We start from the raw sequence: 12,690 nt of genomic DNA on the forward strand, positions 1-12,690 counted from the left end.
GCAGAGTAGGGAAGCGGCAGCGAAAAGGCCTGTCAAACAGGCCCCATGCGCCAGTGAGAGCGGTACACGCCAGCAAGGTGTTGCCAGGGATGCACACTCTAGCCTTTGTATCTTAACGCGGATTACGGTAGAATTTCTGGTTAGCTATTGCGCTTTTGTCGGGATCATCCGGCAGGGCTTACATTAAGATCGGAGATCACCATGGCGGAAATCAAACGCACTCGCCGCAACACGCTGGAGCGTCGTTGCCTGGGTAAAGCATTCAAACGTCTGTTTGTGCGCGCACCCAAGGGCGTTTTCAAAATGCTGGAAAAGGTCAAGCGCGTCTAAGTGCCTGGCTTGAGCGGTGTACAAGCAGAAACCTGATTTTTCAGCTTGAAATCACACCCAGCAGCAAAAAAACCACAGGCTTGCCTGTGGTTTTTTTGTGCGCGTTTGATTTTGCTTCGGGTTTGTCTGGAGCCCTGCAGATAGTGCGCTGCACAGCGCCGTGCTTGCTTTATGATGATGTCATTCTGATGCAGATCTAAGTAGCTGCCCGTAACAATAATCAAAACAGTGGTTTATGGGGACACCCGCGTATGGAATGGCGCCATTTGTTCACCGTCCTGACACCTAGCTATAACCGTGCTCATACCTTGGAGCGCGTGTATCTTTCCTTGTGCGAGCAAACCTGTCAGGACTTTGAGTGGGTTGTCATTGACGATGGTTCCACAGACGGGACAAGGGAACTGGTGCAAGGCTGGCAACAGCAAGCCTCCTTTCCGATTCATTATGCCTGGCAGGAAAATCGTCACAAGAAGGCGGCGTTCAATCACGGCGTGGCTCTGGCCCAAGGTGAACTGGTCGTTGCTTTGGACAGTGATGACACCCTGCTGGTGAATGCGCTCTACGATATGGCGCAGATCTGGGCCGACATCCCCGTATCAGAACGAGCGGGCTATGCGGGCATTACAGGCCTGTGTGTGCGACCGGATGGTAAGGTCGTCGGTGATATGTTCCCCCAGGATATTTTTGATGCCAGCTCTTTGGACATGAGTTTTCGCTACCACGTGCGGGGCGAGAAGTTCGGCTGTTTGAGTACCGTTGTGTTGCGCAAGTTTCCCTTTCCCGATCAGATCGACGGCTTTGTGCCAGAAAGCCTGGTGTGGCGGGCGATTGCCCGTGCGGGCTACAAGAACCGATTTGTGAACACCGTATTCCGTGTCTACCACGACAGCCCGGACTCCTTGTCGGTGCAAGGCAAAACCAGCCAGCAACATGCACTGGGCTTGTGGCTGCTGGCGCAGGATACGGTGGTGAAGTGTCTGCCCTGGTTCCGCTACGAGCCCAAGGCGTTCTTGATGGCTGCCGCGCGTTACACCCGCTTTGGGCTGCACCTGCGTGCCAGTGGGCGCAAGCCACCAGCAGGCTATGGCTTGAAAGGCCTGGCGTCTTATCTGCTGGTGGGTTTGATGTGGCCGGTGGGTGTCGCTTTATATCTGCGGGACAAGCGACGGGCCTGAACGAGATTAGTGCAGGGTGTGGCCGTGCACGCCCGGTTCCGGGCTGTCATCATCATCGTCCTCGTCGTCTTCATCCGTCTCATCCTCGACGGCGAAGGCATCTTCGCTCAGGGCGAAGGGCAGCAATTCTTCCAGGGTCTCGGTCCAGGCGACTTCCTCGCCTTCTTCGTCCACTTTGATAAAGCGCACAGGCTCGGCATCGCTTAACTGGATGGCCCACAGGTAACGGCAGGCATAGACCGCCGTGTCCTTGGGGTCCAAGCCGCCGCGGTTGCCCACGATGCGGGCCTGTTCGCCGCCTACCTGCACAATCGTGAATTCGCTTTCGTCTTCATTCTTGTCCAGGGGCATGGCAAAGATGACCCATTCAAAGCCGGTTTCTTCCGCTCCCACGATCTCGGCCAGGACGGCACGACCCAGGTAGGCACTCAGCGCATCGGCAGTGCGGCCCAGGGTTTCGATCTCTTCGGTGGTAAATACAAGTTCAGGGGCGTCAGGTGTGGGCATGGCGTTTTTGGATTGTCAGCAAAAGTGAGTATATTACCTGAGACAGGCCTGCACTCAGGCCGGGTGTTTCGTTCTGAACCTGACAGAAGCGCACCTTTCGGGCGCCAAACGCCTACAATCCCAGTTTTCCGAACACGACCTGTTTTTCCTTTTTAGGTTTATATGGCTCAATACGTTTATTCGATGAACCGCGTGGGCAAGATTGTGCCGCCCAAGCGGCAGATTCTGCGCAATATCTCCTTGTCTTTTTTTCCAGGTGCCAAGATTGGTGTGCTGGGCCTGAACGGCTCGGGTAAATCCACCTTGCTCAAGATCATGGCCGGGGTAGATACCGAGATCGAGGGCGAAGCCGTCCCCATGGCGGGGATCAAGATCGGTTACCTGCCACAAGAACCTCAGCTGAATCCCGAACACAGCGTGCGCGAAGCCGTGCAGGCCGGTTTGGGCCAGGTGTTCGAGGCGCGTCAGCGTCTGGAACAGGTCTACGCCGAATACGCCGAGCCCGACGCAGATTTTGACGCTCTGGCCGCCGAACAGGCCGAACTGGAATCCATCATTGCCGCCGCCGCGACCAGCGGTGCGGACGATATCGAAACCCAAATGGAAATCGCGGCCGATGCGCTGCGTCTGCCACCTTGGGATGCCTCCATTGCCAACCTGTCCGGTGGTGAAAAGCGTCGCGTGGCCTTGTGCCAGTTGCTGCTGTCCAAGCCTGATATGTTGCTGCTGGATGAGCCCACCAACCACCTGGACGCGGAAAGTGTGGATTGGCTGGAAGTGTTCCTGCGCCAGTTCCCCGGCACCGTCGTAGCAGTCACTCACGACCGTTACTTCCTGGACAACGCCGCCGAGTGGATTCTGGAACTGGACCGTGGCCACGGTATTCCCTGGAAGGGCAACTACAGCTCCTGGCTGGAGCAGAAAGACGACCGTCTGAAGCAGGAAGAGGCGTCGGAAAGTGCTCGTCAGCGCACCATCAAGAAAGAGCTGGAGTGGGTGCGCCAGAACCCCAAGGGACGTCAGGCCAAAGCCAAGGCCCGTCTGGCCCGTTTCGAGGAACTGTCCTCGCACGAATACCAGAAGCGCAACGAGACCCAGGAAATCTTCATTCCTGTGGCCGAGCGTTTGGGTAATGAAGTTATTGAGTTTGAAAACGTCAGCAAGGGCTATGGCGATCGTCTGCTGATCGACAACTTGAGCTTCAAGGTGCCAGCTGGTGCCATCGTCGGGATTATTGGTCCTAACGGTGCAGGTAAGTCCACCTTGTTCCGCATGCTGGCCGGTAAAGAGCAGCCTGATTCCGGTACGGTCAAACTGGGCCAAACCGTCAAGCTGGCTTATGTGGATCAGTCGCGCGATGCCCTGGCTAATGAAAAGACCGTCTTTGACGCGATTGCCGATGGCGCAGACCTGCTGACCGTGGGCCGCTTTGAAATGCCATCGCGTGCGTACCTGGGCCGCTTCAACTTCAAGGGCGCGGATCAGAACAAGATCGTGGGCAATCTGTCTGGCGGGGAGCGTGGTCGTCTGCACCTGGCCAAGACCCTGATCGCAGGCGGCAACGTCTTGCTGCTGGACGAACCATCCAACGACCTGGACGTGGAAACCCTGCGTGCTCTGGAAGATGCCCTGCTGGAGTTTGCCGGCTCGGTCATGGTGATCAGTCACGATCGCTGGTTCCTGGACCGTATCGCCACCCACATTCTGGCTTTTGAGGGTGATTCGCAGGTCGTATTCTTTGATGGCAACTATCAGGAATACGAAGCAGACAAGAAGAAGCGTCTGGGCGAAGATGCTGCCAAACCTCGTCGTATCCGCTACAAGTCCCTGAAATAAGGAAAGTGCCATGCCTGTGCTCAATGCTCACCAGTCTTTCGTCCTGATTGTGGATATGCAAACGGGGCTCCTGCCCGCCATTGCAGACCACCAAGCCTTGGTCGAACGGGCCGGGAAGCTGGCACAGGCGGCGCGTCTTTTAGGGGTGCCGGTGCTGGCAACCGAGCATTGGGCCGAGAAAATCGGCCCAACCGATGCTTCTTTGTTACCACATATTGATAAAGTGCTGCATAAAACCCACTTCGATGCCACGCGCGAAGCCGATTTTTTGCCTGCCTTGCCGGTAGGGCGCACACGAGTCTTGTTACTGGGTACAGAGTCTCACGTGTGTGTGTTACAAACTGGCCTGGGTTTGATGGAGCGTGGTTATGAACCTGTGCTGGTCGGGGACTGCGTAGGCTCGCGCCATCCCGAGTCCCGACAAGCTGCCTGGGATCGCTGGGCGATGCATGGATTGGAGCGCGTTAGCGCCGAAATGGCCATGTTTGAATGGTTGGAAACGCCGGCTAACCCCGTATTCAAGCAGGTTCTGGCCCTGATCAAATAAACTGAACAAAAGCTGAATTACATCTGTTGCGTTGCCTAACAATAGGGTCTGGACTAATTGGCTCCGTAGGGTGAAGATAGACTTTAATGCCGTGTTGAGCACGGATACTTCACGGAGGTTTACGGATGAAAATGACGACTATCACTAAAGTGGGTATGGCCACGGTTCTGGCCGTCGTGATGGCGGGCTGCTCTTCCTGGGATGGTATGAGCAAACGTCAAAAGGGTGCCGTAACCGGCGCTGGTCTGGGTGGTGTGGCTGGTGCAGTCATCACTAATGGTGGCGTTCTGGGTACGGTCGGTGGCGCAGCGATTGGTGGCGTGATCGGCGATCAGATCGGCAAGAACCGCTAAATTCAAATTCTCTGATTGAGCTGAAACGCTCATCGGATTAAAAGCCTCAAAGCCTGGGAGATCCCTCCCGGCTTTGAGGCTTTTTTCTTGCTTAGGGCAGTAAGCAGGCTTGCGGTGATGTCTTACGGGTGGTGCCGCTCGTCCATCATGGAGCGATACCATTCGTGAAAGTGCTTCATGCCGTCTTCCAGCGGTGACTGGTAGGGGCCTACCTCGCAGACCCCACGCTCCATCAAGGCGCGGCGGCCGGCATCCATACGTTCGGCAATCTCATCATCTTCTATGGCCGTTTCCATATAGGCGGCGCGTTGTGCTTGCACAAAGTCACGCTCGAAGGCCACGATGTCTTCCGGGTAGTAGAACTCCACCACATTCATGGTTTCCTGCGGCCCCTTGGGGTACAGCGTGGAGAGCACCAGCACATGCGGGTAGATCTCGATCATGTGGGTGGGGAAGTAGGTTACCCAGACGGCACCGAAATCCGGTGCTTCGCCCTGGCGGTAGGCCAGCAGATTGTCATGCCATTGGCGATAGGTGGGTGAGCCTGGATTGGCCAGGGCCTGATGCACGCCGACTCGTTGCAGGCTATACCAGTCGCTGAACTCCCACTCCAGATCGTCACAGGTTACGAACTGACCCAGACCAGGGTGAAAGGGAGCGACGTGATAGTCCTCCAGATAGACCTCGATAAAGGTTTTCCAGTTGTAGTTGCACTGGTGGATTTCGACGTGATCAAGCACATAGTCCTGAAAGTCGAATTCAGGGCGGCTGAACAAGGCGGCCATATCCTGGGCTGGATCGCGCGGGCCTTCAAACAGCAGGCCATGGCAATCGCGCAAGGGGTAGCGTTCCAGGTTCAGACAGGGCTTGTCCTTGAAACGGGGAGCCGCCAGCAAGTCGCCTTGCGCGTTATAAGTCCAGTTGTGCAGGGGGCAGACAATATTGCCGCCTGTGCTGCTAAGGGAGCCGTGGTTGGCCTGATTGGGCTGGCCGGGCATGCCACCAAGCATCAGGGCCTGACGATGCCTGCAGACGTTCGAGAGCAGTTCTACGCCGTGTTGGCTGCGTATCAGAGTACGGGCAGCGTTTTCCTGGATCAAGGTGCGCCAGTCGCCGGGTTCGGGAACAAGTTTTTCATTGCCGACGTACAAGGCCGACTGCTGAAAAATACGCTCTTGTTCGCGCTCGAACAGAGCGTGGTCGAAATAGGCGCTAACAGGAAGCTGGGGGTGAGCGGGCACAAGACGTGCCATCTGACCGAGCTCGGTCATGATTCCCTCCGCATGGGTCAATAAGCCAGGCCTCAGGGGACATCGATGGCACTACTTGCCATCTCTGGCGCGAAGAAAAATCGGAACGGGCCGATTACCAAGGGAAAATTGTACCTGATCTATTAGCCGCCTAGCCGCATTGCGCTGCTCGTTGCAGGTGTTTTGCGGCTTGCTTTTGGTATAGGGAGCAGCCATGAAAATGGCCATCCGCAAGGGATGGCCATTTCAAGCAGCAAAGTTTTTCTGTCAGCAACGCTTTACTTGTTTTCCAGCGTACTGGCATCAATTTGCGGCATTTCGATTTTAACTTCCAGCACTTCCAGCGAGTCCTGGCGATCAAGGTTCACCTTGATGTCATCGGGATTAATCTTCACGTAGCGCGAGATCACTTCGACCAGCTCTTTTTGCAAGCGGGGCAAGTAGTCCGGAGCAACACCCCCTTGGCCACGTTCGTTAATAAGGATCAGTTGCAGACGGTCCTTGGCAACTGTTGCCGACGTTTTCTTGTGACCGAGCAGGAAGGACAGGAAAGACATATTACTTTCCTCCGAACAGGCGCTTGAACAGACCTGGCTTTTCGTAATCCACAAAACGCAATGGTTTTTCGCCACCCAGGTAACGATCTACGATGTCCTGATAGGCCTGGGACACATCACTTTCCTTGATATGGATAACGGGTACTCCTTGGTTGGATGCTTGCAGCACGGTTTCCGACTCGGGGGTGACACCGATCAGCTTGATGCGCAAGATATCTTCAACGTCTTGCAAGGACAGCATCTCGCCGTCCGACACGCGTTTGGGGCTATAACGGGTCAACAACAAATATTCTTTGATGGGCTCTTTGCCCTGTTCACCACGTCGCGATTTGGCGGCCAGAATGCCCAGGATGCGGTCCGAGTCACGAACCGAGGACACTTCGGGGTTGGTCACAACCAGCGCATCATCTGCGAAGTAGGAGGCCATCAAGGCGCCGGTTTCGATACCTGCGGGCGAGTCGCACACAATGTATTCAAAACCCATGCCCTTGAGCTCTTCCAGTACTTTTTCCACACCTTCGCGGGTCAGCGCGTCTTTGTCACGCGTCTGGGAAGCGGGCAGGATGAACAGATTTTCCAGCTGCTTGTCACGGATCAGGGCCTGGTTCAATGTGGCTTCGCCCTGGATCACGTTGACGAAGTCATACACCACGCGTCGCTCGCAACCCATGATCAAGTCCAGGTTGCGCAAGCCAACGTCAAAGTCGATGACCACGGTCTTGTGACCGCGCATCGCAAGACCAGATGCAAAACTGGCACTGGTGGTGGTTTTGCCCACGCCACCCTTGCCGGAGGTCACTACAACTATACGCGCCATGACAATCGGATTCCTTTGTTTTTCAAGTCACATAATCGTAAAGCATAACGGGCCTAATTTTGACATCCGTTCTGCCACTTAGCCTACTGCTTAGAAACAAAACATATCAATTGCTTTGTTCCGTGTCAGCTTACACGGTTGCGCTTGCACTTGCTTGCTCTCATGCGGGCTCTCAGTGCAAGCCTCTATAAAAAGCGCCGGCAAAAGCCGGCGCCTTGTACTGCTAGGAGCTCAGAGGATCAAATCTGAGCGTATCTTCTTCCAGCGTGACGACAACGGGCTTGTTGCGTAGCTGTGCATCCAGTCGCGTTTCAATAATGCGATACACACCGGCAATGGCAATCAGTTCCGGGTCCAGCTCGGTGGTGAAGATGCGTGCTTTTGCATCGCCACGGGCACCAGCCATGGCCTTGCCGCGCAGTGGACCGTAGACGTGGATATTGCCATCGGCTACCACTTCTGCACCCTGGCTGACCGCCCCGATCACGATCAGATCCGTGTGGCGCGCGTAGATGCGCTGGCCGGAACGCAGCTGACGGTTGATGATGAGCGCAGCCGGAGCAATAGCGGGCGGTGGCGGGGCGACCGCCGCTGGTGCTTCTTGCTGGGAGGCTTGCGACAACACGGGCACTTCCTTGTCCGGTGCGGCCTGGGTTTGGGGGCGGGCTGGTGGGTTGGACAACTCCACATGCGGCAAGCCGCTGTCGATGGCGTTATCGGCATGGTCAGGGTGGGCAATGATACCCACCGGGTGCAGCTTGTGCTCACGCAAAGCGGCAACCAGGGTGGCCCAATCCACCGGCGCATCAATCGCGCTGGCATCAATGACGACGGGTTCGTCCTCAAAGAAGGAGCCAGCGTCTTTCATGCGTTGAGACAGAGCGGCTAACTGCTCGGCCGTGTCAGCCGAACGCAGCACCACCCGTACGGCGTACAGCGTGGCGCTTTTGAAATCCAGGGCCTGCGGCCCTTTGGCATGAGTCTGATCGTTCACGTCAATAGCCTTAGACCCAAGTGTCTTTCAGAGTCGTAGTACGGTTAAGAACGGGTTTTTCTGGCGTGGAGTCCACACGGTCCGCCACAAAGTAGCCCAGGCGTTCAAACTGCCAGCGGGCATCGGGCGTGGCCTTGGTGCCGGGTTCCAGCCAACCTTGAATCACGCGCAGCGAGTTCGGGTTGATGTGCTCCAGGAAGTCCTGGTCGGCTGCATCGGGCTGAGGGTGGGCAAAGAGACGGTCATACAGACGAATCTCGGCGGCAATCGCGTGCTCGGCGCTGATCCAGGTGATATTGCCCTTGACCTTGACCGAGTCTGCGCCGGGCGTGCCGCTCTTGGTGTCGGGCAGGTATTCCGCCAAAACCTGGGTGACATTGCCTTGCTCGTCCTTGACGCAGCCGGTGCAACGCACGACATAGCCGTATTTCAGACGCACGGTATTGCCGGGGAACAGGCGGAAGTACTTTTTGGGTGGCTCTTCCTTGAAGTCCTCGCGCTCGATGTACAGGCGCCCGGAGAAGGGGAACTCGCGCTGACCGGCTTCCGGATTGTGCGGATTGCGCGGTGCGTGGCACAGCTCGCTTTGGCCTTCCGGGTAATTGGTAATGATCAGTTCGATCGGGTCCAGAATGGCAACGCTACGGTCGGCCACCGGGTCCAGATCATCGCGCAGGGCTTGTTCCAGCAGGCTGTAGTCCACGTGTTGGGCTGCCTTGGACACACCCAGGCGGTCGGTGAACAGGCGGATGGCACCAGCGCTGTAACCACGGCGGCGCAAACCGGCCAGGGTAGGCATGCGCGGATCGTCCCAGCCCGATACGTGGTTTTCCTGAACCAGCTGGCGCAACTTGCGCTTGCTGGTGACCACGTAGGACAGGTTCAGACGTGAGAACTCGTACTGCCTGGGCAGCGGGTCGGACAACTGACCCAGTTCGACCAGGCGTTCCAGAATCCAGTTATAGAAGGGACGCTGGTCTTCAAATTCCAGGGTACACAGACTGTGGGTGATGCGCTCGAGCGCGTCTTCCACGGGGTGCGCCCAGCTGTACATGGGGTAGATACACCATTTGTCGCCAGTGCGATGGTGTTCGGCATGGCGGATACGGTACATGACCGGGTCGCGCATATTGATATTGGGCGAGCCCATGTCAACCTTGGCGCGCAGGGCCATGCTGCCGTCGGGGTGCTTGCCGTCGCGCATTTCGCGCAGCAGCTTGATGGACTCCTGGGCAGGGCGGTCGCGCCAGGGCGAGTTCACGCCTTTTTCAGTCAGGGTGCCACGGTTGGTACGCATTTCTTCAGCGCTTTGCTCGTCAACGTAGGCATGGCCCGCGTTCACCAGGGCTTCGGCAAACTGGTACATATAGTCGAAGTAGTCGCTGGCAAAGTACAGGTTCTCTTCTTTATTGAAGGTCCAGTCAAAGCCCAGCCATTTCACCATGTCGATAATGGCGTCCACGTATTCCTGTTCTTCTTTTTCAGGATTGGTGTCGTCAAAGCGCAGGTGGCAGGCACCTTGGTAGTCGCTGGCCAGTCCGAAGTTCAAACAGATACTTTTAGCGTGCCCAATGTGCAGATAGCCGTTGGGCTCGGGGGGAAAGCGCGTACGGATACGCGCGGCATCAACAGCCGCCCCTTCCTGGGTACTGGCCGGGCCTGGCTGACCGGCCCAGGATTTTTGTGCGTAACGGCCAGCGCTCAGATCCTGGTCGATGATCGTGCGCAGAAAATTAGATACGGGAGCGGGAGTGGTGTCAGAGGTCATACACGTTTGAAATAAAGAAGCCGACAGACTAATCGACCATTTTGCCACGTTCTTGTTTTAGAGGGGTATTTACCCCATGAACGGGTTCTAAAAAATCAGGGAAGAACTTGGGGTAGTATGGTGGCGTTTGCAGGCTAATTCACCCTACACTAGCGCTCATTATGACGCACTCCGCCCTTTCTCTGTCTCATGCCCAGTTTTTCCTTAGCCTGGGCTTCATGCTGCTGTTTCTGGCCCTGGAGCTGGGACTGGCCTGGGTGTTGCTGTATTTCAAGATCAGAACCTTTGGCAACAAGGCCGCGGCCTGGATGGGGGCGTACCGTTTTTGGGTGCGTCTGTTTGCGCTGGCGTTTATTTTAAGCTTTGCGGCGTCCATGCCCGTGCTGCTTCAGTTTGGCAGTGTCTGGCCGGGCCTGATGGAGCAGGTGGGCGATGTCATCGGTCCCATGCTGGCCGCCTCCATGCTGTCCTTGTTCATTTTCAAATCCTGCTTTTTGGGTGTGATGCTGTTTGCCCAGCGCATGCTGTCCAATCTGGTTCATACCGTGGTGGTGCTGATGGTGGCCCTGGGCGTTACCGTCACGGCGTTCTGGTTGGTGGCGATTGTGGCCTGGATGCAGGTGCCAACGGGTGTCGATGTGATTGAAGGCCATTATGTGGTGATGGAATGGCTGGATGTGCTCAGCACGCCCGCCTTACCCTGGTATGCCGGTCTTTTGTTTGCAGGCAGTTTGCTGACGGTGGCCTTTTTCATGTTGGGTGTAACCTGCGCCCAGACCATGCAAAAGCCGGTTACCGATCAGGAGCGTCTGGCCTTTCGCAGTGCCTTGTTTCTGGGCGGGGCGGCTTGGCTGGCCCTGATCGCCGCTGTGATAGGCAATGGTTTCATGACTGCAGAGCATCAACCTGCCAAGGCAGCGGCTGCGGCGGCGTATTGGAAAAGCGGCTCGCAGCCTGATTTGATTCTGGTGGCGGCGCCCTCCGCCATGCAGGACAGTGTTCTGGGTGTGCTGCGCTGGTCTCATGCGGGTGGACGCTGGTTGGGTCGTAATGACAGTGGCATTTTGATGGGCCTGGATCAGTTTTCCGACGCCATGCCGCCTGTCACCCTGACCTTCTGGTCCTTCCGTGTAGCCGTGCTGGCAGGAGCCTTGATGTTGTTCCTGCTGCTGTGGGTCTTGTTGCGCACTCGCCGTTATGGCCTGGACCCGCACTCTCTTTCTTATAGAGAACGTCAGGTCATGGTGGTCGCCTCGGTGTTGGGCTGGATCATGTTGCTGGGTGGCGCAGCCTACGTCTTGTTGGGCTTTTTGCCTTATCTGGTCGGTAACGATATTCAGGCCGTGCAAGTGCAAAGCACCGAGAGCGTCTTTACCGTCGGGTTGGGTTTGCTGAGTTACGGCCTGGTCTACGTCTTGTGCATGATTGGTTTTTTCCAGAAGTTGCGACATGCCGTTCGTTTTGGTGTGGTACCGATCGCGCGTCATCGGGGGCGGGCATGATTGACTCTTTTGCAAATGCGCTGGGCCTGGGTGCCCATGATCCGGCGTTCTGGATGCCGCTGGCGTTTCTGGCCCTGTTCTTTTTGATCATTGTGGCCGGTACGGTTCTGGACGGCTTCGATATTGGCGTGGGCTGCCTGTCCTTGCTGGCACCAGACTCCTTGCGTCCCCGCATGCTGTCATTGCTGAGCCCCTGGCGCGATGCCAACGAGTTCTGGCTGTTTCTGGGCCTGGGTTTGTTTGTCTGCGCTTTCCCCAAAGCCTGGGGGGCGGTGATGGGCGGCCTGTACGGACCGTTATGTGCGCTGGGTGTGGGCGTTTTTGCCCGTTCCGTCTCCTTCGAATTCCGACTACGCGCGCCGGTAGAGCGTCAGTCCCGCTGGCAAATGGGTTTTGCCCTGGGGTCCTGGTTGACGGCGTTTTCCCATGGTGTGCTGCTGGCGCAGGTCGTAGTGGGCTTTCAGAGCGATGCCGGTTATATCTGGTTCTCTGTCTTCATGGGCTTTTGTGCTATTGCCGCGTACTGCTTGCTAGGCGCTAGCTGGCTCATCATGCGTGAAGCCGGCGAGCTGCGTGCCCGAGCGGTCAATTGGGGCCGTCGTTCGGTACGCTGGTTTGCAGCCGGTGCCGTGGGTGTGTCCGTCGTGTTGGCCTTTGTGAATGCTGGCGTGCTGCTTAAATGGAGCGACGGGCCGTATTGGGGCTTGGTATTGTTCCTGTGGGCCTTGATTCTCAGCTGCTTTGTGTCGATTGAAATGAGCCTGCAGCGCATGATCAACAGCAGCTATCGCACCACGACCTTGCCCTTTTTGCTGACCCTGTTCGTGATGGTGTCCGTCATGGCCGGGCTGGCGTTCAGTTTCTTCCCCTATCTGATCCTGGACGAGATGACGATCTGGGACGCCGCTGCCGGGGTGCCAGCCCTGAGCCTGATCCTGTCGGCGATTGTGATTACCTTGCCCATCGTGCTGATTTTCAACGTGTGGGTGTACTGGCGCATGTTTGGATTGTCTCGCCCACCTTTGCCGCCCAGCTTTAAAGGCTGACCTTTTTT

At 56.8% G+C, this 12,690-nt stretch carries 13 protein-coding genes; 7 read left to right on the forward strand and 6 right to left on the reverse strand.

The features are described from left to right. Positions 1 to 201: 201 nt before the first annotated feature. The gene (locus NBV64_RS19065) at positions 202 to 330 is read left to right on the forward strand and encodes a hypothetical protein (RefSeq protein WP_003803595.1); all 129 of its coding nucleotides are present in this window, start codon (positions 202 to 204) and stop codon (positions 328 to 330) included. 251 nt (positions 331 to 581) lie between these two features. After that, positions 582 to 1,505, forward strand: a complete 924-nt coding sequence (locus NBV64_RS04340; RefSeq protein WP_009455091.1) for a glycosyltransferase family 2 protein — start codon at positions 582 to 584, stop codon at positions 1,503 to 1,505. Between the two features lie 6 nt (positions 1,506 to 1,511). Here NBV64_RS04340 and NBV64_RS04345 read toward each other — a convergent pair whose 3' ends face one another. After that, on the reverse strand, positions 1,512 to 2,012 hold the full coding sequence (locus tag NBV64_RS04345; protein ID WP_083054116.1) for a hypothetical protein: 501 nt from the start codon (positions 2,010 to 2,012) through the stop codon (positions 1,512 to 1,514). Between the two features lie 162 nt (positions 2,013 to 2,174). On the opposite strand from NBV64_RS04345, the gene ettA reads away from it, so the two are divergent. The 3 genes from ettA (at position 2,175) to NBV64_RS04360 (ending at position 4,748) form a co-directional block, all read left to right on the forward strand. Next, on the forward strand, positions 2,175 to 3,848 hold the full coding sequence (gene ettA / locus NBV64_RS04350) for an energy-dependent translational throttle protein EttA (RefSeq protein WP_009455087.1): 1,674 nt from the start codon (positions 2,175 to 2,177) through the stop codon (positions 3,846 to 3,848). A gap of 10 nt (positions 3,849 to 3,858) precedes the next feature. After that, positions 3,859 to 4,395: an isochorismatase family protein gene (locus NBV64_RS04355; RefSeq protein ID WP_009455085.1), complete on the forward strand. Its 537-nt coding sequence runs from the start codon at positions 3,859 to 3,861 to the stop codon at positions 4,393 to 4,395. Positions 4,396 to 4,520: 125 nt separating this feature from the next. Then, complete coding sequence (locus NBV64_RS04360; protein ID WP_009455083.1) at positions 4,521 to 4,748, forward strand: YMGG-like glycine zipper-containing protein; 228 nt, start codon at positions 4,521 to 4,523, stop codon at positions 4,746 to 4,748. A gap of 122 nt (positions 4,749 to 4,870) precedes the next feature. Here NBV64_RS04360 and NBV64_RS04365 read toward each other — a convergent pair whose 3' ends face one another. From NBV64_RS04365 to NBV64_RS04385, 5 genes are all read right to left on the reverse strand, one after another. Beyond that, complete coding sequence (locus tag NBV64_RS04365) at positions 4,871 to 6,019, reverse strand: aromatic ring-hydroxylating oxygenase subunit alpha (RefSeq protein ID WP_009455081.1); 1,149 nt, start codon at positions 6,017 to 6,019, stop codon at positions 4,871 to 4,873. 257 nt (positions 6,020 to 6,276) lie between these two features. Continuing rightward, positions 6,277 to 6,555 carry a cell division topological specificity factor MinE gene (minE, locus tag NBV64_RS04370; protein WP_009455079.1) on the reverse strand — a complete coding sequence of 93 codons (279 nt, stop codon included), beginning with the start codon at positions 6,553 to 6,555 and terminating at the stop codon, positions 6,277 to 6,279. A gap of 1 nt (position 6,556) precedes the next feature. Further along, the gene (gene minD, locus NBV64_RS04375) at positions 6,557 to 7,372 is read right to left on the reverse strand and encodes a septum site-determining protein MinD (protein ID WP_009455077.1); all 816 of its coding nucleotides are present in this window, start codon (positions 7,370 to 7,372) and stop codon (positions 6,557 to 6,559) included. Positions 7,373 to 7,595: 223 nt separating this feature from the next. After that, positions 7,596 to 8,366, reverse strand: coding sequence for a septum site-determining protein MinC (gene minC, locus NBV64_RS04380; protein ID WP_009455075.1), 771 nt, complete (start codon positions 8,364 to 8,366; stop codon positions 7,596 to 7,598). A 10-nt stretch (positions 8,367 to 8,376) separates the two neighbouring features. Then, positions 8,377 to 10,134, reverse strand: a complete 1,758-nt coding sequence (locus tag NBV64_RS04385) for a glutamine--tRNA ligase/YqeY domain fusion protein (RefSeq protein ID WP_250756758.1) — start codon at positions 10,132 to 10,134, stop codon at positions 8,377 to 8,379. A gap of 161 nt (positions 10,135 to 10,295) precedes the next feature. On the opposite strand from NBV64_RS04385, the gene NBV64_RS04390 reads away from it, so the two are divergent. Both NBV64_RS04390 and NBV64_RS04395 read left to right on the forward strand, forming a co-directional pair. Further along, complete coding sequence (locus NBV64_RS04390; protein ID WP_115634213.1) at positions 10,296 to 11,636, forward strand: cytochrome ubiquinol oxidase subunit I; 1,341 nt, start codon at positions 10,296 to 10,298, stop codon at positions 11,634 to 11,636. Then, entirely contained in the window at positions 11,633 to 12,682 is a 1,050-nt protein-coding gene (locus NBV64_RS04395) for a cytochrome d ubiquinol oxidase subunit II (protein ID WP_009455069.1), read from the forward strand. Before NBV64_RS04390 ends, NBV64_RS04395 begins: the two co-directional genes overlap by 4 nt. Positions 12,683 to 12,690: the final 8 nt, after the last annotated feature.

The organism is Alcaligenes sp. DN25 (genome assembly GCF_023674485.1).
Taxonomy (GTDB): Bacteria; Pseudomonadota; Gammaproteobacteria; order Burkholderiales; family Burkholderiaceae_B; genus Alcaligenes; species Alcaligenes phenolicus.